The sequence below is a fragment of the Aureimonas sp. ME7 genome, from assembly GCF_903970965.1.
Classification (GTDB): Bacteria; Pseudomonadota; Alphaproteobacteria; order Rhizobiales; family Rhizobiaceae; genus Aureimonas.
This window is the reverse complement of sequence record NZ_CAJCKW010000003.1, coordinates 1-21,860: the sequence shown is the minus strand read 5'-3', so window position 1 is coordinate 21,860 and position 21,860 is coordinate 1. Positions and strand designations below refer to the sequence as shown.

The following is a 21,860-nucleotide window of genomic DNA, read 5'->3' as shown; positions in this document are numbered from 1 at the left end:
GCCGGATCAGTTCAGGAGACCGTCGAGAACGAAACGCTTCTTCTCGGCACTGGGATTGGTGGTGACCTCGGTCGGCAGGACCGAACGGTCGGTGGCGAGCGGCGCGATCTTGGGCAGGCGCGCCGTGCCGGCCTGATCGGGCACCACGGCGCGCGACACTTGGCCCCCGGGAAGCGTCGCCACGGGCACCGCCTTGCGGCCGCAACCGCTGAGCACCGTCAGAGCCGCAAGCGCGAGACAAACCGCGTAACCTGATCTCGTCATCGTGCCCGGCATCCCGTTTCCCAACCCCTCGGGCGCCCGGCCCGCTTCGCCTTCGTGCTTAAACCCTTCGGCGCGCGAAATCACCAGCGATCAGCCGTCCCGGCCGAGACGCTCGCGCCAGTTCGCCGCCTGCTGGCGCACGTTGTCCGGCGCGGTGCCGCCGTAGCTCGTGCGGCTGGCGACGGAGGCGTCCACCGACAGGACGGAATAGATCGCCTCGTTAAGCCGCGGTTCGACCGCTTGCAGGTCGGCGAGCGGCAGGTCCTCCAGCGCCACGCGGCGCTCCTCGGCCAGCGCCACGACCCGGCCCGTCACATGATGGGCCTCGCGGAAGGGAAGCCCCAGCTCGCGCACCAGCCAGTCGGCGAGATCGGTGGCGGTGGAGAAGCCGGCGCCGGCCGCCGCGCGCATCTTGGCCGCGTTCACCTGGAGATCGCTGACCATGCCGGTGACGGCGGCGATCGCGAGGGCGAGGTTGTCGACCGCGTCGAAGACCTGCTCCTTGTCCTCCTGCATGTCCTTGGAATAGCTGAGCGGCAGGCCCTTCATGATGGTGAGGAGCGCCACCAGCGAGCCGTTGATGCGCCCCGTCTTGGCGCGCACCAGCTCGGCGGCGTCCGGGTTCTTCTTCTGCGGCATGATCGAGGAGCCGGTGGAGAAGGCGTCCGACAGGCGCACGAAATCGAACTGGGGCGTCGACCAGATCACGATCTCTTCGGCGAGGCGCGACAGGTGGGTCGCTGAGATCGAGGCGAGCGACAGGAACTCCAGCGCGTAGTCGCGGTCCGAGACGGAATCGAGGGAGTTGCGCGTCGGCTCGCGGAAGCCGAGCGCTTCCGCCGTCCGGTGCCGGTCGATCGGAAAGCCGGTGCCGGCGAGCGCGGCGGCGCCGAGCGGCGATTCGTCCATGCGTTGAATCGCGTCGCGCACCCGCCCCCGATCGCGCGCCACCATCTCGACATAGGCGAGGCAATGGTGGCCGAAGGTGACGGGCTGGGCGGCCTGGAGATGGGTGAAGCCCGGCATCACGGTCGCCGCATGCTCCTCGGCGCGGCTGAGAAGCGCCTCCTGCAGGCCGAGAAGCGCGCGGTCGAGGTCCCGGCAGGCGGACTTCACGAAGAGGCGGAAATCGACGGCCACCTGATCGTTGCGCGAGCGCGCGGTGTGCAGGCGCCCCGCCGCCGGGCCGATCAGCTCGGCAAGGCGCGCCTCGACGTTCATGTGGATGTCTTCGCGCGCTTTGGAAAAGACGAAGGTGCCGGCATCGATCTCGGCGCGGATCGCCTCGAGACCCCGCCCGATTTCCGCCGCGTCGGCATCGGAGATGATGCCTTGCGCGGCCAGCATGTCGGCATGGGCGATCGACCCGGCGATGTCTTCGCGGTAAAGGCGCTTGTCGAAGTCGATCGAGGCGTTGATCGCTTCCATGATCGCGCTGGGACCGGAGGCAAAACGTCCGCCCCACATCTCGTTGCTGGTCGTCTTGTTCACCAAAAGGGTCTCCTGCCGATGTCCGACCAGAACCAGAGCCCCGCCCCCCGGCACATGGGAACGAAGCGGATCCTGAGCCTTGCGCTCCTCGCCGGTCTCGCCGCGGGCGCCCTTGGCGTATACGTGATGGAAACGCGCTCTGGCAACGAGACGGCAGGATCGTGCCCGGCCCGAGCGGCGCTCGCGGCCGCGCTGGACGGCACGGCGCGCGGCGAGGTTGCCGCGATGCGCCCGCTGGAAGCGCCCTTCGACGTTTCCAGCCTCGCCTTCAAGGACACGAACGGGGCGGCGACGACGATCGGTGCGATGCGGGGCCAGTCGCTTCTCGTCAATCTGTGGGCGACGTGGTGCGCGCCCTGCCGCGCCGAGATGCCGGCGCTGGACGAGCTGGAGCGGGAAGCCGGCGACGAGAGCTTCGCGGTCGTGCCGATCAATGTCGACATGGGCGACGACGCGGGGCCCCGCGGTTTCTACCGGGAAACGGGCCTTCGCTCCCTGCCCTATTTCCGGGACGAGACGATGGGCGTCTTCAACGATCTCAAGCGCTCGGGCACCGCGCTCGGGCTCCCCGTGACGCTTCTGGTGGACGCTGAGGGATGCGCGCGCGCGGCGATGAACGGGCCGGCCGAATGGGCGAGCCCGGACGGCATCCGGCTGATCGACGCCCTGAAGGGCGGCGGGGCCTGAGGCCGCTCAGGCTTTCTTCAGGAACTCGGTTCGCAGGACGAGGTCCTTCACCTTCTCGGCCCGGCATTCGATGAGGTCCGGGTCGCCGGTGAGGCGGATGTTCTTCACCAGCGTGCCGCGCTTGAGCGTCACGCTGGTGCCCTTGACCTTGAGGTCCTTGACGAGGGTCACGCTGTCGCCGTCGGACAGCGGCGTCCCGTTGGAATCACACGTCGTCTCGCTCATGATGTCTCCCGCGCCTTCAGCGTGTCGGCACGGGGGTTTCCCCGCGATAGTCGTAGAAGCCGCGCTTGGTCTTGCGGCCAAGCCATCCAGCCTCGACATATTTCACCAGAAGCGGGCACGGACGGTACTTCGTGTCGGCGAGCCCGTCGTGCAGCACCTGCATGATCGAAAGGCACGTGTCGAGGCCGATGAAGTCGGCAAGCTGGAACGGCCCCATCGGGTGGTTGGCGCCGAGCCGCAGGGATGCGTCGATCGATTCCACCGAACCGACGCCTTCGTGCAATGTGTAGATCGCCTCATTGATCATCGGGATCAGGACGCGGTTGACGATGAAGCCCGGAAAATCCTCCGAAATCGTCATCACCTTGTCGAGGCTTGCGACGAAGCCCTTGGAGGCTTCGAACGCCGCGTCGTCGGTGGCGATGCCGCGCACCAGCTCGACGAGCTTCATCACCGGCACCGGATTCATGAAGTGGATGCCGAGGAAGCGCTCCGGCCGGTCGGTGGCGGCGGCCAGCCGCGTGATCGAGATGGAAGACGTGTTGGAAGCGAGGATCGCTTCGGGCCGGAGGACGGGGCAGACCTGCGCGAAGATGCGCCGCTTGACCTCCTCGCGCTCCGTCGCCGCCTCGATCACGAGGTCGCAAGGGGCGAGATCGTTCACGCCGTCGGCGGGCTTGAGCCGGGCGAGCGCCGCATCGCGCGAGGCCGCGTTCAGCTTGCCGCCGGCGACGAGGCGACCCAGCCCCGCCGCGATCTTCTCGACGCCCTTGGTCGCGAGTTCGAGGCTCACGTCGTAGAGAACGACGTCGTAGCCGGCGACGGCGGAAACCTGCGCGATGCCCGCCCCCATCTGGCCGGCGCCGACGACGCCGACCGTCCCGATATCCGTCATCTCCGGCAGTCTCCGCTGGGCCTTGGGCTCGAGAATCAGAGCTTTTCCGTCAGCTCGGGCAGGATGGTGAAGAGGTCGCCGACGAGCGCGTAGTCGGCGACCTGGAGAATCGGGGCGTCCTCGTCCTTGTTGATCGCGACGATGACCTTGGAATCCTTCATGCCGGCCAAGTGCTGGATCGCACCCGAAATACCGCAGGCCACATACAGGTCCGGCGCGACGACCTTGCCGGTCTGGCCGACCTGCCAGTCGTTCGGGGCGTAGCCCGCGTCCACCGCCGCGCGGCTCGCGCCGACCGCCGCGCCCAGCTTGTCGGCGAGCGGCAGCATGACCTCCTCGAACTTCTCCTTGGAACCCAGCGCCCGGCCACCCGACACCACGATCTTGGCCGCCCCGAGCTCGGGACGCTCGGAATGGGCGACCTCCTCGGATTGGAAGCGCGACACGCCGGGATCGGCTGCGGCGGATACGGCCTCGACCGGGGCCGAGCCGCCGGTCTCGGCCGCCTCGAAGGCCGAGGTGCGGATGGTCAGGACCTTGACCCGGTCGGTGGAGCGCACCGTTTCCACCGCGTTGCCGGCATAGATCGGCCGCTCGAACGTGTCGGCCCCGTGCACGGCGATGACGTCCGACACCTGCATGACGTCGAGAAGGGCGGCCGCGCGCGGCAGCACGTTCTTCACGGAGGCCGAAGCGGGTCCGACGATGGCCTCATACGAGGGGGCAAGCTGCACGACGAGCGCGGCCAGCGGCTCGGCAAGGTGATGGCCGAGCCCAGCGGCGTCGGCATGCAGCACCTTGGCGACGCCCCCGAGCTTGGCGGCGGCCTCGGCAACAGCGGCGGAGCCATCGCCGGCCACGAGGACATGCACCTCGCCGCCCAGTTGCGTTGCGGCGGTCAGCGCCTTGGCGGTTTCGGAAGACAGGTGGGCGTTGTCGTGTTCGGCGATCAGAAGCGTGGTCATGGAGCGGATCTCGCGGAAACTGGATGGGAAGGGGGAAGCGGTCGCGGATGGTTCAGACCAGCCCGGCGCCTTTCAGGGCCGAGACCAGCTCGTCCACCGAGCCGACCTTGATGCCCGCCTGCCGACCCTTCGGCTCGGCGACCTTCACGACCTCGAGGCGCGGCGTGAGGTCGACGCCGAACTCGGCCGCGTCCTTTTCCTCGAGCGGCTTCTTCTTCGCCTTCATGATGTTGGGGAGCGAAGCATAGCGCGGCTCGTTGAGACGCAGGTCGGTGGTCAGGATCGCCGGGAGGTTCAGCGACACGGTCTGCAGGCCGCCATCCACCTCGCGCGTCACCGAAAGCCCACCGTCCGCCGGCTCGACCTTGGAGGCGAACGTCCCTTGCGCCCAGCCAAGAAGCCCCGCCAGCATCTGACCGGTCTGGTTGCAGTCGTCGTCGATCGCCTGCTTGCCGAGAATGACGAGATCGGGCTTTTCCGCCTCGACGACGCCCTTGAGAAGCTTGGCCACAGTCAGCGGCTCCAGCCGACCTTCCGCCTTCACCAGGATGCCCCGGTCCGCGCCCATGGCGAGCGCCGTGCGGATCGTTTCCTGCGCTTGGGGCACGCCGGCCGACACGACCACCACTTCGCTTGCCGCGCCCTTCTCCTTCAAGCGGATCGCCTCCTCCACCGCGATCTCGTCGAACGGGTTCATGCTCATCTTCACGTTGGCGAGCTCGACGCCCGTCCCGTCCGCCTTCACACGAACCTTGACGTTGTAGTCGACGACACGCTTCACGCAGACGAGGATCTTCATGGGGCTCTTCCGTGGCTTTCGCGCCTGAACGCGCGTTCAGGCCGGTCAACAGGGTCGTTCCCTTCATACGAAGAGCGACGCGGGGGTTCAAGCGAGGCGGACAGTGCGTCCTTGCTCGTTCGCAGACTAGGGTCGACTTACGTAAAGGTCAAAGTTCTTCGCGTTGCACGGTTAGCGGTTCTGGCCGGGAACCCAGAGCACGTCCGCCTGCCCGCGGCCGTTGGCGTGGCGGGCGGCCACGAACAGGAAGTCGGACAGGCGGTTGACGTATTTGAGAGCATCCTCCGACACGCGCTCCCCCTCGCGCCGGGACAGCTCCACCATCTGCCGCTCGGCGCGCCGCGCCACGGTGCGCGCGACGTGGAGATGGCTAGATGCCGGGGAGCCGGCGGGCAGGACGAAGGAGTTGAGCGGCTGGAGATCAGCGTTCAAGGTGTCGATCGCGCGTTCCAGCGCCTCGACCTGGGAGGCGACGATGGCCAGGCGCTCGAACGGCAAGGGCTCGCCGGTTTCAGGCGTCGAAAGATCGGCGCCGAGATCGAAGAGGTCGTTCTGGATGCGCGACAGGAGGGCGTCGAGTTCGGGATCGGAATGAAGGCGCGCCACCCCGATCACCGAGTTCAACTCGTCCACCGTCCCGTAGCTTTCGACGCGCAGATCGCTCTTCAGGCGTCGCTCGCCGCTGCCGAGCGCCGTGGTCCCCTTGTCGCCCGTGCGCGTATAGATCTTGGTGAGCCGCACCATCGCCTTCGCATCCCCATCCGCCAGTGTCCGTCCACAACTAGGACGAACGCGCGCGAAGGGGAGCGTTCGTCCGTCAGCGCGCGAAGTAGAGCGCGCCCACCATCACCGCGACGGCGATGGCCTGAAGCATGACGCGCGCGCGCATCAGCTTTTGCGACGTGTTGCCCGGGCCGCCGCGCATCATGTTGGCGAGGCCCATCACCAAGACCACGGCGACCGCGATCATGAAGACCACGGCGAGAATGGAGAAGATCGTCGACATCTGGCCTTATCCGAAGGGCTCCGGCCCCACCCTCATATAAGCGCATCCGCGCACCGGCGCGAGCGCTTGCGACCTCATGACCTGACGCCGCGACCAAAGCGCAGTGCTCCCGTCGCCGCCGCGACCCCGCCGGCCGCCAGCGCCATGCCGAGAAGCTGCACGGGCGCGAGCGCCTCGCCGAACAGGAGAAAAGCGAGGATCGCGGTGACGGCGGGCACCAGATACATCAAGGACGCGACCTTGGACACAGCGCCCTGGCGGATCAGGTAGAGAAGCAGGAACACCGCCCCGATCGACAGCATTACGGTCAGCCACAGAAGGGCGAAGACGAGTTCGCCCGTCCATTCGACGCGCATCGTCTCGAACGCGTACGCCGCCATGAAGGTCGGCACCAGCGCGCCGACATACTGGACCGCCGTGCCGACGCGAAGATCGAGAGTGCCGACGAACCGCTTCTGCCACACGGTGCCGAGCGAGATCGCAAGCACCGCCAGAAGCGCGGGGGCGAGCTGGCCGAAGGTGAAGCCCCCGGCCGCCCCGAGCTTGGGGGCGACCACGAGCGCCACCCCCAGAAGCCCCACCGCGAGCCCCAGCCAGTGGCGCGCCACGACCCGTTCGCCGACCAGCGAAGAGGCCATCAGCGCGGTCAGGAGCGGCTGCAGCCCGGCCACCAGCGCCGCGATGCCGGCCGGCAGCCCGTGGCGCACGGCGAAGAACACGCCGCCGAGATAAACGCCGTGGATCAGGCTTCCGGCAAAGGCCGCATGGGCGAGCGCGGGCGCGCTGACCTCTGCGCGCGCCCGTGCCCAAGCGAAACCGGCCACCGGCAGGAGAATCACGAGCGCCAGCGCATAGCGCAGCGACAGGAAGGTGAAGGGTTCGGCATGCGGCATCGCATAGCGCGCGCCGACGAAGCCGGTGGACCAGAGAAACACGAAGATCGCAGGGAAGAACGGCAGCAGCCGGGCCAAGGCCTTGCCCTTTCGGTGAACGCCAGCAAGGCGCCGATCGGAGCCCTTCCGCCCTCGCGATACCAGCCGGCGGGACGGCGTCAAGCCCTCGGGCCGTCCGCAAGCCCTCGCGTCCGGCCGCGGGCCGCGCTATGCGCGGGGGAGACCGTCGGCTTCGGGAGCGTCATGCTGCTTGTTCTCACCATCGTCGCCCCGATCTTCACGCTGATCGCGCTGGGGACGATCGCGGTCCAGCTGCGGTATCTTCCCGCCTCGATCGGCGACGCCCTGTCGACCTTTGTGTTTCGCATCGCCGTTCCCGCGCTCCTGTTCCGCACGGTGGCGACCGCCGATTTCGGCGGGGCCGATCCGCTCATCCTGTGGCTCGCCTATTTCAGCGGCGTGGCGCCGATCTATGCCGCCGGGATGATCGTGGCGCGTCGCTTCACGGGGGCAGACCGGCGGGCGGCGGTCATCGCCGGCGTTTCGGCGAGCTTCTCCAACCTGATCTTCGTCGGCATTCCGGTGACGGAGCAGGCGTTCGGCCGGCCGGGCCTCGATGCGCTCGCCCTCATCCTTGCGATCCACACGCCGGTGATGATGCTCGTCTCGACCCTGCTCTTGGAGCGCGCGGCGCTCGGCGACGCGCGCGAGGGCGGAGCGGAGGGCGCCTTTTCGCCGGCCAAGGTGATCGGCGAGGTCGCGCGCAACCTGTCGCGCAACGCCATCGTCGTGGGCCTAGCGCTCGGCGCCCTGTGGCGCCTGACCGGGCTGCCGCTGAACGGGCTCCACGGCGAGGTGATCCGCCTCGTGGCGGAAACCGCGGGGCCGCTGGCGCTCTTCGCGCTCGGCATGTCGCTGCCGCGCTACCGGATCGCCGGCCAGCTTCGGGTTCCCGGCGTCCTGACCGTACTGACCCTTCTCGTCCAGCCGTCGATCGTCTGGGCGGTGGGCACACTTCTCGCCCTTCCCCCGCTCTGGCTATCCGTGGCGGTGGTGGGCGCGGCCTGCCCGATCGGGGTCAACGCCTACCTGTTCTCCACCCATTTCCGGGCCGGCGAGCGGCTGGCGGCGAGCGTGATCCTGGTTTCCACGGTCGCCTCGGCTGTTACCCTCACAGGCTGGCTGGCGTTGATGCACTGAGGCCGACCATCCGCCGGATGTCGGCCGGCGTCAGGCCGGATCGGGCGAAGGCGCGCAGCGAAACGTCGCCCCGGCTCTTGGCGAGCTTGCGCCCATCGGCCCCGAGAATCAGGTCGTGGTGGCGATAGCGCGGCGCGCGAAGGCCGAGCAGCGCCTGGAGGACGCGGTGAACCGAGGTGGAGGGTAAGAGGTCGCGCCCGCGCACGACGTCGGAGACGCCCTGCAGCGCGTCATCGATCACCACCGACAGGTGATAGCTCGTCGGCACGTCGCGGCGCGCAAGGACCACATCGCCCCATACGCCCGGCTCGGCCCGAACGCTCACCTGCGCCTCGTCGTCCCATTCGACGAAGGCCAGATCCTCTCCGAGCCTTGCCAAGGCCGCCTCCATGTCGAGGCGCCAGGCATAGGGCTCGCCGGCGGCGATCCGCCCTTCCCGCTCGCTTGGCGCCAGTGCCCGGTCGAGACCGGGGTAGAGCGGCGCCCCGTCCGGGTCCGCCGGCCATGGGCGCCCTTCCCGCTCCGCGAAGCCTTCGGCGAAGCGCCGGATCTCGCCGCGCGTCATGAAGGCGGGATAGGCGAGCCCCTCCTCGATCAGCGCACCCAGCGCCGCCTGGTAGTCCGCGAAGTGCCGGGACTGGCAGCGCACGGGGCTCTCGTGCCGGAAGCCCAGCCATTGGAGGTCCTCCAGAAGCCCTTGTTCCAGCTCGGGCGTACAGCGCGTGGTGTCGATGTCTTCCAGCCGCAGGAGGAGCCGGGCTCCGGCCCGAGCGGAGAGATCGGCGTTCAGAAGGGCGGAATAGGCATGGCCGAGATGCAGCCGGCCGTTGGGACTGGGGGCGAAGCGGAAGATGCGGGGGGAAGGTTCCGATGCGGTCATGCCTCCCTTATGTGAGGGGAAAGCCCACCGAAGAAAAGTCGAGGCAGAGCCGCGTGCCCGCATTCCCTATGATCCGCACGGAGGCCGACGTGGAACGCGGGCTCGCTCGCCTGCGGGCGATCGACCCGCGCATGGAGGCCGTCTGCCTTGTCGCGGGCGAGGTGCCGCTGCGGGCCGGGCAGCCGGGGTTCGCGGGACTGGCGGCGACCGTGGTTGCCCAGCAGGTGTCGCGCGCCAGCGCGGATGCGATCTTCGCCCGCCTCGCCCTTGCGGTGGATCTCGCCGAGCCGGCCGCCGTGCTTGCCGCCCCGCCCGAAACGTTCCGGCGCGTCGGCCTGTCCGCCGCCAAGGAGCGAACGCTCCTCGCGCTCGCCCGTGCGATCGGCGACGGTTCGCTCAACCTCGCCCGGATCGAGCGCGCCGAGCCGGACGACGCGATCGCCGAACTCGTCGCCTTGCCGGGCATCGGACGCTGGACGGCGGAATGCTACCTCCTCTTCGCGCTGGGGCATCCCGACATCTTCCCGGCCGGCGATCTCGCCCTCCGGGTCGCCGTCGGCCATGCGCTCGGAGTTCCCGCGCGGCCGAGCGAACGCGAGGTGGTGCGCATCGCGGCCGCGTGGCGCCCGGTGCGCTCGCTCGCCGCGCGCCTCCTCTGGCGCTACTACCATGCGATCACGCGTCGCGACGCCGCACCGGCGGGAGGGGTGGCCCCGCTGGCGGGCGGAGACACGAATTCCTAGATCATGGCTGTGCATGGCGTTTTGGCAGCGCCGTCAACGGCTTCACAAAGGCGACACGATACGCCACGATAGTGAAGACGCCTATGAAACGTGCATGAGCATACGGTTTCGCAAAACCGGCTCCCGTTCGAGCGGAACCGCTGCCTTGCGTGAAGGAGAAGCTCCTTGACGATCGCAGTGCCGTCCTCTCTGTCTCCCGCGCTCGTCCTGAACGCCGACTACCGGCCGCTCAGCTATTATCCGCTGTCGCTCTGGTCGTGGCAGGACGCGATCAAGGCCGTGTTCCTCGACCGGGTGACGATCCTGGCCGAATACGACCGGGCCGTTCACAGCCCGACCTTCTCCATGCGCCTGCCGTCGGTCGTGTGCCTGAAGTCCTACGTGAAGCCGGCGCGCCACCCGGCCTTCACGCGCTTCAACGTGTTCCTTCGCGACCGCTTCCAGTGCCAGTATTGCGGCTCGCCGCACGAGCTGACCTTCGACCATGTGATCCCGCGCTCGCGCGGCGGGCTGACCACCTGGGAAAACGTCGTCACCGCCTGCTCTCCGTGCAACCTCAGGAAGGGCGGCCTGATGCCCAAGGACGCCGGGATGCACCCGCATCAGGTGCCCTACCAGCCGACGGTCCACGACCTGCACAACAACGGCCGGCAGTTCCCGCCGAACTTCCTGCACGAAAGCTGGCTCGACTACCTCTACTGGGACTCCGAGCTGGAGCCGGAATAAAAGCCCGCCGCGAACCCCACCGGTTCGCGCGGGCTTTTCCTTATCGGGCCACCGATCGGACGAAGCGGTCGCCGCGCGCCAGCGCGCTGCGCAGCGCGATCGCGGCAAGGCAGGCCGCGATGATCGCGTTCCAGCCGGCGAGCGACAGGCCGAGAATGCGCAAGGCCGCCTCGCTGCAGGACGGAGGACGCACGGCGTCGAGCGAAGACAGGAGATCGCCCGACAGGTCGATCGGCGCCCCGGCCGCGCAGTCCGTCGGCCCGGCCCAGAAGCCCCATTCGACGCCGGCATGGAAGATGCCGAGCCCCATCGCCCACAGCATCAGCCCGCCGACCGCCAGAAGAAGTCCGCGCGTCACGATCGGCGGCGCCTTCAGCCACGAAGCGAGGAGGGCCGCCAGCGCCACCGGCACGCCGATGTAATAGGGCGTTCGCTGCTCCAGGCAGAGCGCGCAGGGCATGTAGCCGCCGACATGCTGGAACAGGAGGGCGCCGCCGACCGTCGCCGCCATGCCCGCGGCCAGGATCGCGGCCGCCAAAGTCTGGCGAAAGCCGGTGCCGGCTTTCAAGGGAATGCGCTCAACCATCCGTGTCGATGCCTTTCGGACCCTTGGCGGGCCGCGCCATGCCGATCGGCCCTGCCTCTAGCACAGGTTCGAGCCGACGCAAGACGGAGCCGGGCAGGCTGGACGCTTGCGCCCTTTCATGGCATGAGAACGCTCGTGAACGCCCATCGGGCGTCCGCCGCATGCGGGTGTGGTGGAACTGGTAGACGCGCCGGACTCAAAATCCGGTTCCGAAAGGAGTGTCGGTTCGATTCCGACCACCCGCACCACCGGTCCTTGATGCTGGACCGGTCCTTGCCCGCCCACCCCTATCGTTTTCCCTCGCCTTCCCGACCGCCGGTTCGCGTCGGTTCGAACCGATGGCCCCTCCCTTCGTTTCGCTGTCGCTCAAACAAGCGAGGACGGCGGGAATGGACGAAACGGAACGGGCGGAGGCACGCTTTGCGGATCTGGAAACGCGAGCGCCCGGCGAAATCCTGGCCGCCCTCCTCGCCGGGCAGCGCGGGGCGCTGGATGCCGTGGAAGCGGCCCTGCCGGCCATCGAACGGGCGGCAACGGCGGCGGCCGAACGCCTCCGGCACGATCCGACCGCCCGTCTCGTTTATTGCGGGGCCGGCACGTCCGGGCGCATCGGCCTTCTCGACGCCGTGGAACTCGGCCCAACCTTCGACTGGCCGGACGCGCGCCGGGTCGTGATCCTGGCCGGCGGCGAAGGGAGCCTTCTGCGGGCCAGGGAAGGCGCCGAGGACGATGCAGGCGCGGCGGCGGACGCGATCCGAGCCCTTCGCCCCGGCTCCAACGACGTGGTCGTCGGGCTGGCAGCGAGCGGGCGCACGCCCTTCACCCTCGACGCCATCCGAACGGCGCGCGAGGCGGGCGCGCTGACGGTGGCGCTTGCCAACAACGCCGACGCTCCGCTCCTTGCAGCCGGCGAGCATCCGATCCTCCTGCGCACCGGCCCGGAAGTCCTCGCGGGCTCTACGCGGCTTGCGGCCGGCACGGCGCAGAAGGCGGCGCTGAACCTCTTCTCGACACTGCTGATGACAAAGCTCGGGCGCGTGTTCCGCGGGCGTATGGTGGAGATGCGTGCCTCCAACGCCAAGCTGCGCGACCGGGCCGCCCGGATCGTCGGCGAGTTGGCTGGATGCGACGAGAGGCAGGCGCTCGATGCTCTCGCACGAAACGGTGGCGCCATCCGCGAGGCGGTTCTTGATCTCGAGCGCGAACGCGAACGCTGAAACGCTAGCTCCGCCTCGGCCAAAGCCGCGCGAGACGCTCGCGCCAGATCCGGCGACGGTTGGCACGGTGGCGGCCGTCCTCGATCGCGCGCGCGCCGTCCGCCACCGCGCCGTCCATCCCCGGCTCCAGACCGATCACCAGCGTACCGACCTCGCGGCGCCCTGGCCAGAGCAGGTTCATCACGCCGTGGTCGGGCACGGTGCAGGAATCGACGCTTCGGATCACGGGGTCGGCGAGAAGCGCCTCCGTCGCCAGCGCGGCGACGAGCGCGCCCGGGCGGCAGGAACGATAGGCCTCGTCGAAGGCGGTCTTCCAGGCGACGGCATGGCCGCCGGAATGGAGCACCACGAGGCTGGCGACGGCTCGGGTGTCGAGGCGCAGCGTGTAGATGCGGACCATGCCGGCCTCGGACAGGCCGTTCACCGCCTCGCGCGCGAAGGCGGCGCGGTGGCGGTCGATCAGAAGAGCGCTGCGCCGCCGCCCCTTCCAGCCGGAGGCTTCGAGATGGAGAAAGTCCTCCAGCGCCGCGCGCACGGGTTCGGGGTCGGCCGCGACCTCGAAGCGCACCGCGCCCATGGCCTGGAGGCGGCGAAGACGGCGGGCGTGGTCGCGCCGTCCCTTGGCACCCAGGTGCCGGCGCAGGACATCGCCGGGATCGCCGGTTTCCGCGTCCAGAAAGGCGCGCGCCCGCCGGTCCGTCCAGGCATGGGCGAGCCCGGCGCCTTCGGCCGCGCGCAGGAGCACGTCGGCCAGACGCCCCGAAACGGGAAGGTCCGGCAGGACCAGGAGCCTGGGCAGCGCATGGCCTGGCTCGCGAAGGGCATCGAGGAGGCCGGCAGCCGTACGGTCCGGCGCGTCGCCGTCGAGCGGGAGAGAGCCGAGGGGGCCGAACGGGTGGGTCCAGGCGCGCACCGCCGTCATCCGCGACGGCGCGCCGAGGCGCTCCACCGAGAAGGGCATCAGGAAGCGCAGGCGCGAGCGCTGCGAGTTCTCGTCGCGCGCCACCATGAGCCGGACCCGGCGCTCGTCGAGGCGCGGCATGGCGGGAGCGAGAAAGCGCGGGGTGAAGAAGACGTTCGCCTCGATGGCGCGCGCACCGAGAAACTCGAGTTCCTCGACGAGATCGAACACGGCATGCGCTTCGTAGATATCGACGCGCCGCGTATCGGGCGGCGTGTCGAACACGGCGAAATCGCCAGGCCGCGGCACGCCCTCGCTTAGGCCGAGCGGCCACGCGGCGGAGCGCGCGGGACTGTCGGCCTTCAAGCTTCGAAGCAGCGTCACGCTCAAACCGTCCTCTGCCCGCGAGGGGACGCCCTCTATGGCCTATCCTACGAACGATAGGGTTTGCCGCGTTAAGGCTTCGTGTTCAGCCGGCGAAGCCGCCCGAATCCAGAAACGCCTGTTCCTCGGGCGTCGAGGTGCGACCAAGGACCCGGTTGCGATGCGGAAAGCGCCCGAACCGCTCGATGATGTCGCGATGCTCGATCGCGAAGGGGACGTTTTCCTCGCCGATCTCCCGCATCCAGCTGATGCAAGCCTCCTGGTCGGCCAAGGCCTCCGAATGCATCAGGGGCATGGCCAGGAACTGGTTCACGTCCTCGCCGACATGCCACTGGTCGCCGCGCTCCAGGGCCGTCTTGGCCAGTGCCAGGGCTTTCGGATCGGTGGCGAAGGCGCGCGGCGTGCCGCGAAACATATTGCGCGGGAACTGGTCGAGGAGGATCACCAGCGCCAACGAGCCGTTCGGCTCGGCCGCCCAGCCATCCAGTTCGCCGAGCGCGGCCCGCTCGTAGACGTCTCGGAAGCGGCGGACGATCGTGGCATCCAGTTCTTCGTCCTTGACGAACCATCGCTCAGGGCCGAGATCGCGCCAGAAGTCGACGACGGACTGGGGATCGATCGAGTATTCGCTCATGACGCCGTTTTTTCGGATGGAACAGGAAAGGTTCGAAGGGTTTGTCCGATGCGCAAGATAGGGGGCCGACCGCGCCCGTAAAAGACGGCGAGGGCGAATCGGCGCTCGACCTTCGCGGGTTGAAGTGCCCCCTGCCCGTTCTTCGAGCGCGCAAGGCATTGTCGCAGGCATGCGGCGGGGCCGAGATCGCCATCCTCGCCGACGACCCGCTCGCGCCGATCGACATCGCCCATCTCTGCCGCACGGAAGGGCATGCCTTGACCATCAGCGAGCTTGCCGGAGGCGGCTGGCGCTTTCACATCCTCGTGGCGGAGGGCAGCTAGAACCCGCGCGAGGCGAGCGCCAGCGGATTGTCGAGAAGCGCGGCGCGGTCCGGCGTGTCGATACGCGGCGCGGCGGTGAAGGCGGCGAAGAGGTCGCGCGCCAGGGCGGCATCCAGTCCCTCGCCGATCAGCACGAAGGCGGTCCGCGGCGCCTCTCCGGCCGGCCAGGCGGCGAGCATTGCGGGCGGATGGAGATAGGTTCGAACGCCGTGCAGCACCAAAGGGCAGCTCGGATCCTCGCGAACCCACACCACCGCCTTCATCCGGAGAAGGCCAGCCCCCATGCGCTCGGTGAGAAGGCCGACGAAGGCCTGCGCATCGCCGAGCGACATCGGGCCGTCATGGCGGAGGGAAAGCGATGTGACGTTGCCGTGCGAGTGAGCGTCGCCGCCGTGATCGTGGCCGCAATGGGGATCCTCGCAGGCCTCGTGTCCGACCGCGTCCCGCCCCAGCCAGCGGGCGATATCGGCCTGCCGGGTTTCGGGGTCCATCAGCCCGCAGCCGAAGAGCTTGGAGACGCACGCGACGTCGACCTCGACCAGCGGGGCGCGCGCATTGAGATGGCGAAGGGCATGAACGAGATCGTCGGTGTCCGCCACGAGATCGGTCTTGGTGAGGACCAGACGATCGGCGCAGACGATCTGCCGCCGCGCTTCGGCCCGCTCGCGCAGCGTCCTGCGTCCCGACTGCGCGTCCACCAGCGCCACCACCCCGTCGAGCGCGTAGTGCTGGACGAGAACGGGATGGCCCATCAGGGAAGCGAGGATCGGCGTCGGGTCGGCCAGCCCCGTCGTTTCCACCACCACGCGCCGCATCGCCCGCAGGCGCCCGGTCTGGAACCGATCCACGAGGTCGGCCAGCGTGTCCACGAGATCGCCGCGCACGGTGCAGCAGATGCACCCGTCCGAGAGTTCCACGATCCCCTCGCCCGAGGCTTCTACGAGAAGGTGGTCGAGGCCGACCGCGCCGAACTCGTTGACGATCACCACCGTGTCGGCGAGCTCGGGATCGCGCAGCAGGCGGTTCAGGAGCGTCGTCTTGCCGCTTCCCAGGAAGCCGGTCAGAACCGTGACGGGAACCGGCGCCGTCATCGCCTTCACGGCGTCGATCCGCTGACGTCGGCGCTGGCACCTGGGCTCGCCGCTGCGGCGCTCGCCTCGCCGGGCAGCGCCTCGCCCTCGTATCCCGGCTCGCCCGGGCGCGCCGGGCGCCAGGTCGGAACGGGAATGCCATAGGCGGCGATCAGCGGAATGCCGGCCTCGATGCCGGGACCCGCCGCCGCGTTGCCGAGCGAAACGGGTAGGGTCACGGGTGGGCGCTCGATTTCGGTCAGGTAGGGCGAGCCGAAGGTTTCCGGGCGCTTTTCCTCGGTTTCGCGCTCGTTGGCGCGGGCGGTGCGCCCGGCCTGCGAGCAGACCTCGGCGCTGATGTCGCCGGGCGCGCCGCTGCCGTTGGGAAGTTCTGCCACCGTTTCGCGGATCGAGCGAGGATTGGTGTTGAAGCCGTTCTCGATGATCTCGGCCGCCGTGCGCTCGCGCACGATCGGCCCTTCGGCACCGAGCACCACGGCGACCAGCGTGCGGTTGTCGCGCGTGGCGGAAGCGACGAGATTGAAGCCCGACGCGCAGATATAGCCTGTCTTCATGCCGTCGGCGCCGGCATAGCGACCGAGAAGCCCGTTGCCGTTCTTCATCACCGCCTCGCCCGAGGCGATGGCTTCGGTGGAGAAGTAGTCGGTGAAGGCGGGAAACTCGCGGCGGATCGCGACGCCGAGGATCGCGAGGTCCTTGGCGCTGGAATATTGCCCCGGCCCCGGCAGCCCGTTCGGGTTGATGAAATGCGTGTCGTGCATGCCGAGCCGCTCGGCCGTCGCGTTCATCGAAGCGACGAACGTGTCCACCGACCCGCCGCCCAGCGTCTGGGCGATCGCCATCGCGATATCGTTGGCCGACTTCACCAGCATCATGCGCAGCGCCATATCGAAGCGAATCACCGACCCCGGCGGATAGCCCATCTTGGACGGAGCCTGCGCGGCGGCCACTCGGGTGACGACGACGGGCGTATCCAGCGAGGCCTTCTGCTCCTGCAGCGCGTGCAGGGCGAGATAGGCGGTCATCAGCTTGGTCGTGGAAGCGGGATACCAGCGCTGCGTAGCATTGCTTTCCGACAGGACCTTGCCGGTCGCCACGTCCACCACGATCGTGTTCACCGCATGGGCGGGCCCCGCCGTCGCACCGGTCAGGGCCAGGAACGCGCCCAGGGCACGGATCGAGAGGAACCGACGTCTGGCTGTCATGGAACCCTTCTCAACGATACGCCGAGGCACCACGATCCTCTTCGCACCCGCGTTCATATCGTGGCAAGATGAAACAAGCTTCTTTCTCAAGACAAACATTTGTCGCCTTTTGATGGCGCCGCACGGACGAACTTCATGGCCATCCTCCCCGACATCGCCGCCCGCGCCACCGAGATCACCACTTGGCGACGCACGCTCCATGCGATGCCCGAGATCCTCTACGACCTGCCCGATACGGCCGCCTTCGTCGCCGACAGGCTTCGCGACTTCGGCTGCGACGAGGTGGCGACGGGGATCGGGCAGACGGGGGTCGTCGGCCTCGTGCGGGGGGCGGCGCCCGGGCGCACGATCGCGCTTCGCGCCGACATGGACGCGCTGCCGATCGAGGAGCGAACGAACGCGGCGCATGCGTCGCGCCGGCCCGGAGCCATGCACGCCTGCGGCCACGACGGGCACATGGCCATGCTGCTCGGCGCTGCGCGGCAGCTGTGCGCGACGCGAAGGTTCCGGGGCAACGTCGCCCTCGTGTTCCAGCCGGCCGAAGAAGGCGGCGCGGGCGCGCTCGCGATGATCCGGGACGGGCTCATGGACCGCTTCGGCATCGAAGCCGTCTACGGCATGCACAATCTGCCGGGCCTGCCGGTCGGGCACTTCGCCATGCGGCCGGGCCCGATCATGGCGGCGACCGACGAATTCCACATCGCGCTCGCCGGCCGGGCCAGCCATGCCGCCATCCCCCAGCAAGGGGTCGATCCGATCCTCGCCGGCGCGGCGCTCGTCCAGGCGCTGCAGCAGGTCAGCGCGCGCAACGTGGATCCCCTCGATTCGCTCGTTCTGTCGGTGACGCAGTTTCATTCGGGCTTCGCGCGCAACATCATCCCCGGCGAAGCGGAGATTTCGGGCACGGTGCGCTCGCTGACGGAGGCCTCGCAGGATCTTGCCGAACGGCGGATCGGCGAGATCGCTCAAGGCATTGCCGCCGCGCACGGGGCGATCGCCGAGCTGACCTACAAACGGAACTATCCGGTGACGGTGAACACGGCCGCCGAAGCGGCCTTCTGCGCGGACGTCGCCACCGAGATCGGCGGCTCGCATGCGGTGGACGCCGCGGCCCCGCCGCTGATGGCGGCGGAGGACTTCTCCTTCATGCTGCGCGAGCGGCCCGGCGCCTTCGTCTTCATCGGAAACGGGCCGAGCGCGGGACTGCACAACCCGGCCTACGATTTCGACGACGGGGCGATCCCTTTCGGATCGTCCTTTTGGGTCCGACTGACCGAGCGGGCGCTCAGGCTCTGAGCCGGTTCAGCGGTTGCTGGACGGGTCGAGCGCGTCGATCAGCAGGCGAAGGCGCTGGCGCACCTCGCCGTCGGGAATGCGCCCCAACGCGATGGAGGACTGCAGCGCCTCGGGGCTGGCCATCGCCGTCTCGTCCTCGGTGCCTTCCGACGCCAGACCGTCGAAGAAGAAGGTCGGGCTGACTTCGAAGACCTGCGACAGGCGAAACAGCGTCGCCGCGCTGACGCGGTTGGCGCCGGTCTCGTATTTCTGGATCTGCTGATAGGTGACGCCGATCTGGCGTCCGAGATCTTCCAGCGAGAGGCGGCGCGACGTTCTCACCAACCGCAGACGCCCGCCGACATGAACGTCGATCGGGTCCCGCTCACTCTTCACAACTGTCACCTTGATACATCCATTTTCACGAAGGCGGCCGCGCGCAGGCGCCAGCCGGCATAAGGCCGACAATTAGTGGTAGCAAGTCGTCATATCAACACCGACAAGTACCATTATCGCGCGAAGCTTCGATGCGCTATTTCGATAGGGTCCGGAGCTTGCGGGTGTCGGGCAGCCGGGTCTCGGGCGGGCGCATCCCTCGCCTTTCCCCGCCGCGCCAGAAGCCGCAGCCCGACGATCGACATCCAGGTCGCCATCCACACCGGGTTTCCGCGCGCGAACAGGAACGATTCCAGGAATGCGTTGAGAAGCGTGAAGCTCAGGACCATCAGAAAGAAATCGGCCAGGCGCGACTCCGCCTCGGTGGGCTGGTCGATCCGCGCGAAATCCGAGAACGGCAGAACCACCAGCATTCCCAGTCCCAGCGCCAGCCCGGGCAGTCCCATGGCAATCACCAGATCGAGATAGCCGTTGTGCGCGTTGACGATCCCACGTGGATCCCAACTCAGTTCCATCGACGGCTCGGTCTGCATCACGGCGGGTGTCGTCCAGAATGCCTCGAAGCCGGCGCCGGTCCAGATCCGGTTGCCCAAGACATCCACTGCAAAGCGCCACAGGTCGAGGCGCCCCGTGAACGTCGTGCCCGGCAACGCCCATTGCAGGAGATCGTAGAGAAGCGGCGACAAGGCTGCCCCCAGCGTCATCGTTCCCATCACGGCCAGGGTTGCCGCCAGAACCAGAACCGGAAGGCGGCGCCCGCCGAAGGCACGCCCGAAGACCACCAGAAGCGTCACGAAGGGCAGCAAGGCGGCGGTGGTCTTGGAGCCGGTCTGGAGAACGAAGACGATCGAGGCGACGGCGATCGAAGCGCCCAGCCAGCGCTGACCGCAGCGCATCAGATACAGCCCCATCAGACACAGGATGGCCATCACCGGGCCGGCGACGTTCTTGTGGGAATAGATCCCCCGCCAAAGACCGATGTTCTGCCCTTCGAGCGCCTCGTTGTGGATCGCGGCGGACGGCAGCAGCGCAACCCCGCCATAGGACAGGGCGAGAACGGCGAGTGCGGCGAAGGCCAGCATCCGCCGAAAGGCGCGCTCGTCCGGCGGCAGACACAAGGCGGCGGTCATGGCCAGCATCGCGGCCAGCGAAAACACCACGGCACGCAGCGAGGCTTCCGGCCAGATGGACTGGAACGACGACAGGAAGAGAAGTCCGGCCATCAACAACCACGCGGGCCGTAGAAGACCGGCGACGACCGACTTCGGCGTGACGCAGGCATGGATCAGAAGGGAGAGAATCCCAAGCCCGCCATAGCCGAGTTGGTTCACGACGTTGCCGCTCCCTTCGGGACCGGTGAAGACCGACTGATACGGCTCGAAGGTGACGAACAGGAGGGCCATGATCACGGCGGCAAGCACCGTGCGAACGGCGGCGCTCTGAGGACCGGTGACCGCGATGGCCGTCATGGATCGGGCCGTCGAGCGGTGTCGTCCGAGGCTCAACCCGGCCACGAACCGTGCGAGCATACCGCGGCGGATCGGAGGAACGTCGGTTCGCATGGCGTTCGATGATGCCGTCAGGCGCTGAAGACCACGTTAAGACGGCGTTTGGAAAAGGACCCTCGCGCCTGCGCGCCATGTCGAACAGGGTCGATGAACCCTTGTTACCAAGACGCCCGCCATCGTTCGATGATGGCGGGCGCTCGTGGAAACGTTGGCGCGGTGTCGATCAAGCGCGCTCGATATCGTCCGGTATGGTCCGATCGCCTTCTTGCGGATCGGGCTCGATCGGTGGGGCTGGGTCTGAGGGCTCCCTGATATCGTCGGACTGAATGATATCCCGACCCGGTTCCACCGCCGGCGGAAGGCTGTCGGGCGGGGATGGATCACGCTCGCCCGAGCCTGGAATTTCCTCGATGTTCGACATGGGCGTCTCCGTCTCTCTTCTTTTCGAAAGAGAGACGGCAAGAAGCGGTGCCGAGTTCCCAGTCGCTTCGATCAGTTTGGCGTCTTGGGATCGGTCTCGGCCTCGTCCCCACCCTCTTCGCCATCATCGTCGAACGGAAAGGCGTCGACCATCTGCTCCACGTCTTCGTAGATCTCGTCGAGGAACTCCATGGCCCCGTCGGCATCCTCGCTCCCTTGGGTGACCAGCATCGCCAGCTGGATCTTCAAGATGCTGGCGACATCGTCGAGTTCCATTCCCTGGAATAAGGTGGAGATCTTCTCGGAGATCTCGTCGGTCTGGGCGTCGGTCAGCATGCCTGTTCTCCTGTTGGCCTTCGAAAAGGGAAACCATCAGCGGCTTCGATGTTCCACGCTGCGAGCGGGGAGCGGCTGATACGTTCCGATGAATCCAAGGTCTGAATGCCTTCGGCTCCTAGCACATAAGAATGACGATCGAACGGGGGAGCGCTCGAAAACCTTCCGACCTTATGTCTCTGGACGCGTCTGCCGTCCTCGTCATTCACGTTGGCGGCGTTTACGGGGATGTAGGTTTATCGCGGGAGCGGTGGGTTCGGGTGTGGGAGGGGTTACCGGAGCGGGTACGGTCTCGTCTGGTTTTGGAGCATGACGACCTGCGGTTTTCGGCGTCGGACGTATTGTGGATATCGGCTCGCACGGGGGTCCGGTGCGTGTTCGACCATCAGCATCACTGGTGCTGGAACCCGGAAGGGCTTGGGGTTCGGGAGGCTTTGGCGGGGATCCTGGCGACGTGGCCTGCGGGCGAGGTTGCCAAGGTCCACTATTCCTCGCCGCGCACGGAGCTGCGCGAGCAGGTGGTAGTGGACAAGGCGACGGGCCGCAAGGTGAAGCGGCTGGTTCCGCCGGTATCGACGGGTCATGCGGACTATGTGAACGCGTTCGAGTTTTCGATGTTCATGGGGCTGGCGGAGGGGCTGGACTTCGACGTGATGCTGGAAGCGAAGGCGAAGGATCTGGCGCTGTTTCGTCTGCGGGGGGATCTTGAGCGCTATGCGCCGGGTGTGGCGCGGCGTTTCGGTCTGGGGGCTGGGGCGTCGCCGATGGAGGCGGATGGCGAGCCCGCGGCGGAAAGCGACTGACCGGGCG

At 68.1% G+C, this 21,860-nt stretch carries 27 protein-coding genes and 1 tRNA gene; 9 read left to right on the top strand and 19 right to left on the bottom strand.

The features are described 5' to 3' along the window. Positions 1 to 6 precede the first annotated feature (6 nt). Both H7A85_RS06560 and argH read right to left on the bottom strand, forming a co-directional pair. A complete protein-coding gene (locus H7A85_RS06560; protein WP_182085127.1) occupies positions 7 to 264 on the bottom strand; it encodes a hypothetical protein in 258 nt (85 codons plus the stop codon). A 90-nt stretch (positions 265 to 354) separates the two neighbouring features. Next, positions 355 to 1,758, bottom strand: coding sequence for an argininosuccinate lyase (gene argH, locus H7A85_RS06555; protein ID WP_182085126.1), 1,404 nt, complete (start codon positions 1,756 to 1,758; stop codon positions 355 to 357). Positions 1,759 to 1,773: 15 nt separating this feature from the next. Between argH and H7A85_RS06550 the strand changes: the two genes are divergently transcribed. Further along, positions 1,774 to 2,442, top strand: a complete 669-nt coding sequence (locus tag H7A85_RS06550; RefSeq protein ID WP_182085125.1) for a TlpA disulfide reductase family protein — start codon at positions 1,774 to 1,776, stop codon at positions 2,440 to 2,442. 6 nt (positions 2,443 to 2,448) lie between these two features. Here H7A85_RS06550 and H7A85_RS06545 read toward each other — a convergent pair whose 3' ends face one another. The 7 genes from H7A85_RS06545 to H7A85_RS06515 form a co-directional block, all read right to left on the bottom strand. Beyond that, positions 2,449 to 2,667, bottom strand: a complete 219-nt coding sequence (locus H7A85_RS06545) for an alkylphosphonate utilization protein (protein WP_182085124.1) — start codon at positions 2,665 to 2,667, stop codon at positions 2,449 to 2,451. A 16-nt stretch (positions 2,668 to 2,683) separates the two neighbouring features. Further along, positions 2,684 to 3,562 carry a 3-hydroxybutyryl-CoA dehydrogenase gene (locus H7A85_RS06540; RefSeq protein WP_182085123.1) on the bottom strand — a complete coding sequence of 293 codons (879 nt, stop codon included), beginning with the start codon at positions 3,560 to 3,562 and terminating at the stop codon, positions 2,684 to 2,686. Positions 3,563 to 3,597: 35 nt separating this feature from the next. Further along, positions 3,598 to 4,527 carry an FAD-binding protein gene (locus H7A85_RS06535; protein ID WP_182085122.1) on the bottom strand — a complete coding sequence of 310 codons (930 nt, stop codon included), beginning with the start codon at positions 4,525 to 4,527 and terminating at the stop codon, positions 3,598 to 3,600. A gap of 52 nt (positions 4,528 to 4,579) precedes the next feature. Further along, entirely contained in the window at positions 4,580 to 5,326 is a 747-nt protein-coding gene (locus H7A85_RS06530; RefSeq protein ID WP_182085121.1) for an electron transfer flavoprotein subunit beta/FixA family protein, read from the bottom strand. Between the two features lie 171 nt (positions 5,327 to 5,497). Then, positions 5,498 to 6,070 (bottom strand): cob(I)yrinic acid a,c-diamide adenosyltransferase, encoded by a 573-nt coding sequence (locus H7A85_RS06525; RefSeq protein ID WP_182085120.1) that lies wholly within the window; start codon positions 6,068 to 6,070, stop codon positions 5,498 to 5,500. Between the two features lie 73 nt (positions 6,071 to 6,143). After that, the gene (locus tag H7A85_RS06520) at positions 6,144 to 6,332 is read right to left on the bottom strand and encodes a twin transmembrane helix small protein (RefSeq protein ID WP_182085119.1); all 189 of its coding nucleotides are present in this window, start codon (positions 6,330 to 6,332) and stop codon (positions 6,144 to 6,146) included. A gap of 74 nt (positions 6,333 to 6,406) precedes the next feature. Next, positions 6,407 to 7,303, bottom strand: coding sequence for a DMT family transporter (locus tag H7A85_RS06515; RefSeq protein ID WP_182085118.1), 897 nt, complete (start codon positions 7,301 to 7,303; stop codon positions 6,407 to 6,409). Positions 7,304 to 7,468: 165 nt separating this feature from the next. On the opposite strand from H7A85_RS06515, the gene H7A85_RS06510 reads away from it, so the two are divergent. After that, positions 7,469 to 8,425, top strand: a complete 957-nt coding sequence (locus tag H7A85_RS06510; RefSeq protein ID WP_182085117.1) for an AEC family transporter — start codon at positions 7,469 to 7,471, stop codon at positions 8,423 to 8,425. On the opposite strand, the gene gluQRS is transcribed toward H7A85_RS06510, so the two are convergent. Further along, on the bottom strand, positions 8,397 to 9,305 hold the full coding sequence (gene gluQRS / locus H7A85_RS06505) for a tRNA glutamyl-Q(34) synthetase GluQRS (RefSeq protein ID WP_182085116.1): 909 nt from the start codon (positions 9,303 to 9,305) through the stop codon (positions 8,397 to 8,399). The two genes, H7A85_RS06510 and gluQRS, sit on opposite strands and share 29 nt — an antisense overlap. 53 nt (positions 9,306 to 9,358) lie before the next feature. Between gluQRS and H7A85_RS06500 the strand changes: the two genes are divergently transcribed. Continuing rightward, positions 9,359 to 10,048: a DNA-3-methyladenine glycosylase 2 family protein gene (locus tag H7A85_RS06500; RefSeq protein ID WP_348519695.1), complete on the top strand. Its 690-nt coding sequence runs from the start codon at positions 9,359 to 9,361 to the stop codon at positions 10,046 to 10,048. 165 nt (positions 10,049 to 10,213) lie between these two features. Further along, positions 10,214 to 10,774, top strand: coding sequence for an HNH endonuclease (locus H7A85_RS06495; RefSeq protein ID WP_182085115.1), 561 nt, complete (start codon positions 10,214 to 10,216; stop codon positions 10,772 to 10,774). 40 nt (positions 10,775 to 10,814) lie between these two features. Here H7A85_RS06495 and H7A85_RS06490 read toward each other — a convergent pair whose 3' ends face one another. Continuing rightward, positions 10,815 to 11,360, bottom strand: a complete 546-nt coding sequence (locus H7A85_RS06490; RefSeq protein WP_182085114.1) for a disulfide bond formation protein B — start codon at positions 11,358 to 11,360, stop codon at positions 10,815 to 10,817. Between the two features lie 163 nt (positions 11,361 to 11,523). Here H7A85_RS06490 and H7A85_RS06485 point away from each other — a divergent pair. Together H7A85_RS06485 and H7A85_RS06480 are read left to right on the top strand one after the other, a co-directional pair. Then, a tRNA-Leu gene (locus H7A85_RS06485) sits at positions 11,524 to 11,608 on the top strand. A gap of 141 nt (positions 11,609 to 11,749) precedes the next feature. Continuing rightward, complete coding sequence (locus H7A85_RS06480; RefSeq protein ID WP_244631017.1) at positions 11,750 to 12,577, top strand: N-acetylmuramic acid 6-phosphate etherase; 828 nt, start codon at positions 11,750 to 11,752, stop codon at positions 12,575 to 12,577. A gap of 4 nt (positions 12,578 to 12,581) precedes the next feature. Here H7A85_RS06480 and H7A85_RS06475 read toward each other — a convergent pair whose 3' ends face one another. Then, entirely contained in the window at positions 12,582 to 13,862 is a 1,281-nt protein-coding gene (locus H7A85_RS06475; RefSeq protein WP_182085112.1) for a GNAT family N-acetyltransferase, read from the bottom strand. Positions 13,863 to 13,947: 85 nt separating this feature from the next. Next, a complete protein-coding gene (locus H7A85_RS06470) occupies positions 13,948 to 14,496 on the bottom strand; it encodes a DUF924 family protein (protein ID WP_182085111.1) in 549 nt (182 codons plus the stop codon). A gap of 41 nt (positions 14,497 to 14,537) precedes the next feature. Here H7A85_RS06470 and H7A85_RS06465 point away from each other — a divergent pair, with 41 nt between their 5' ends. After that, a complete protein-coding gene (locus H7A85_RS06465; protein ID WP_182085110.1) occupies positions 14,538 to 14,819 on the top strand; it encodes a sulfurtransferase TusA family protein in 282 nt (93 codons plus the stop codon). On the opposite strand, the gene H7A85_RS06460 is transcribed toward H7A85_RS06465, so the two are convergent. After that, complete coding sequence (locus H7A85_RS06460) at positions 14,816 to 15,910, bottom strand: GTP-binding protein (protein WP_182085526.1); 1,095 nt, start codon at positions 15,908 to 15,910, stop codon at positions 14,816 to 14,818. The genes H7A85_RS06465 and H7A85_RS06460 overlap by 4 nt on opposite strands. 5 nt (positions 15,911 to 15,915) lie before the next feature. Next, positions 15,916 to 17,115 carry a D-alanyl-D-alanine carboxypeptidase family protein gene (locus H7A85_RS06455; RefSeq protein ID WP_182085109.1) on the bottom strand — a complete coding sequence of 400 codons (1,200 nt, stop codon included), beginning with the start codon at positions 17,113 to 17,115 and terminating at the stop codon, positions 15,916 to 15,918. A gap of 135 nt (positions 17,116 to 17,250) precedes the next feature. Here H7A85_RS06455 and H7A85_RS06450 point away from each other — a divergent pair, with 135 nt between their 5' ends. After that, positions 17,251 to 18,411 (top strand): M20 aminoacylase family protein, encoded by a 1,161-nt coding sequence (locus H7A85_RS06450; protein ID WP_182085108.1) that lies wholly within the window; start codon positions 17,251 to 17,253, stop codon positions 18,409 to 18,411. Positions 18,412 to 18,417: 6 nt separating this feature from the next. Here the strand turns inward: H7A85_RS06450 and H7A85_RS06445 are convergent, their stop codons facing one another. The 4 genes from H7A85_RS06445 to H7A85_RS06430 all read right to left on the bottom strand — a co-directional run bounded on the left by H7A85_RS06445 (position 18,418) and on the right by H7A85_RS06430 (position 21,050). Beyond that, positions 18,418 to 18,795: a helix-turn-helix transcriptional regulator gene (locus H7A85_RS06445; protein ID WP_210270225.1), complete on the bottom strand. Its 378-nt coding sequence runs from the start codon at positions 18,793 to 18,795 to the stop codon at positions 18,418 to 18,420. 104 nt (positions 18,796 to 18,899) lie between these two features. Next, positions 18,900 to 20,255, bottom strand: a complete 1,356-nt coding sequence (locus H7A85_RS06440; RefSeq protein WP_182085106.1) for an O-antigen ligase — start codon at positions 20,253 to 20,255, stop codon at positions 18,900 to 18,902. Positions 20,256 to 20,517: 262 nt separating this feature from the next. Continuing rightward, positions 20,518 to 20,715, bottom strand: coding sequence for a hypothetical protein (locus H7A85_RS06435; protein ID WP_182085105.1), 198 nt, complete (start codon positions 20,713 to 20,715; stop codon positions 20,518 to 20,520). 71 nt (positions 20,716 to 20,786) lie between these two features. Further along, positions 20,787 to 21,050: a hypothetical protein gene (locus H7A85_RS06430; RefSeq protein ID WP_182085104.1), complete on the bottom strand. Its 264-nt coding sequence runs from the start codon at positions 21,048 to 21,050 to the stop codon at positions 20,787 to 20,789. 131 nt (positions 21,051 to 21,181) lie between these two features. Between H7A85_RS06430 and H7A85_RS06425 the strand changes: the two genes are divergently transcribed. Beyond that, positions 21,182 to 21,853, top strand: a complete 672-nt coding sequence (locus H7A85_RS06425; protein ID WP_182085103.1) for a hypothetical protein — start codon at positions 21,182 to 21,184, stop codon at positions 21,851 to 21,853. The last annotated feature ends 7 nt before the right edge of the window (positions 21,854 to 21,860 follow it).

Excerpts from the sequence above, each read along its gene's own strand:
- H7A85_RS06560 (WP_182085127.1), bottom strand. The coding sequence starts at position 264 with ATGACGAGATCAGGTTACGCGGTTTGTCTCGCGCTTGCGGCTCTGACG.
- H7A85_RS06550 (WP_182085125.1), top strand. The coding sequence starts at position 1,774 with ATGTCCGACCAGAACCAGAGCCCCGCCCCCCGGCACATGGGAACGAAG.
- H7A85_RS06545 (WP_182085124.1), bottom strand. The coding sequence starts at position 2,667 with ATGAGCGAGACGACGTGTGATTCCAACGGGACGCCGCTGTCCGACGGC.
- H7A85_RS06540 (WP_182085123.1), bottom strand. The coding sequence starts at position 3,562 with ATGACGGATATCGGGACGGTCGGCGTCGTCGGCGCCGGCCAGATGGGG.
- H7A85_RS06535 (WP_182085122.1), bottom strand. The coding sequence starts at position 4,527 with ATGACCACGCTTCTGATCGCCGAACACGACAACGCCCACCTGTCTTCC.
- H7A85_RS06530 (WP_182085121.1), bottom strand. The coding sequence starts at position 5,326 with ATGAAGATCCTCGTCTGCGTGAAGCGTGTCGTCGACTACAACGTCAAG.
- H7A85_RS06525 (WP_182085120.1), bottom strand. The coding sequence starts at position 6,070 with ATGGTGCGGCTCACCAAGATCTATACGCGCACGGGCGACAAGGGGACC.
- H7A85_RS06520 (WP_182085119.1), bottom strand. The coding sequence starts at position 6,332 with ATGTCGACGATCTTCTCCATTCTCGCCGTGGTCTTCATGATCGCGGTC.
- H7A85_RS06510 (WP_182085117.1), top strand. The coding sequence starts at position 7,469 with ATGCTGCTTGTTCTCACCATCGTCGCCCCGATCTTCACGCTGATCGCG.
- gluQRS (WP_182085116.1), bottom strand. The coding sequence starts at position 9,305 with ATGACCGCATCGGAACCTTCCCCCCGCATCTTCCGCTTCGCCCCCAGT.
- H7A85_RS06490 (WP_182085114.1), bottom strand. The coding sequence starts at position 11,360 with ATGGTTGAGCGCATTCCCTTGAAAGCCGGCACCGGCTTTCGCCAGACT.
- H7A85_RS06480 (WP_244631017.1), top strand. The coding sequence starts at position 11,750 with ATGGACGAAACGGAACGGGCGGAGGCACGCTTTGCGGATCTGGAAACG.
- H7A85_RS06470 (WP_182085111.1), bottom strand. The coding sequence starts at position 14,496 with ATGAGCGAATACTCGATCGATCCCCAGTCCGTCGTCGACTTCTGGCGC.
- H7A85_RS06460 (WP_182085526.1), bottom strand. The coding sequence starts at position 15,910 with ATGACGGCGCCGGTTCCCGTCACGGTTCTGACCGGCTTCCTGGGAAGC.
- H7A85_RS06455 (WP_182085109.1), bottom strand. The coding sequence starts at position 17,115 with ATGACAGCCAGACGTCGGTTCCTCTCGATCCGTGCCCTGGGCGCGTTC.
- H7A85_RS06450 (WP_182085108.1), top strand. The coding sequence starts at position 17,251 with ATGGCCATCCTCCCCGACATCGCCGCCCGCGCCACCGAGATCACCACT.
- H7A85_RS06440 (WP_182085106.1), bottom strand. The coding sequence starts at position 20,255 with ATGACGGCCATCGCGGTCACCGGTCCTCAGAGCGCCGCCGTTCGCACG.
- H7A85_RS06435 (WP_182085105.1), bottom strand. The coding sequence starts at position 20,715 with ATGTCGAACATCGAGGAAATTCCAGGCTCGGGCGAGCGTGATCCATCC.
- H7A85_RS06430 (WP_182085104.1), bottom strand. The coding sequence starts at position 21,050 with ATGCTGACCGACGCCCAGACCGACGAGATCTCCGAGAAGATCTCCACC.
- H7A85_RS06425 (WP_182085103.1), top strand. The coding sequence starts at position 21,182 with ATGACGATCGAACGGGGGAGCGCTCGAAAACCTTCCGACCTTATGTCT.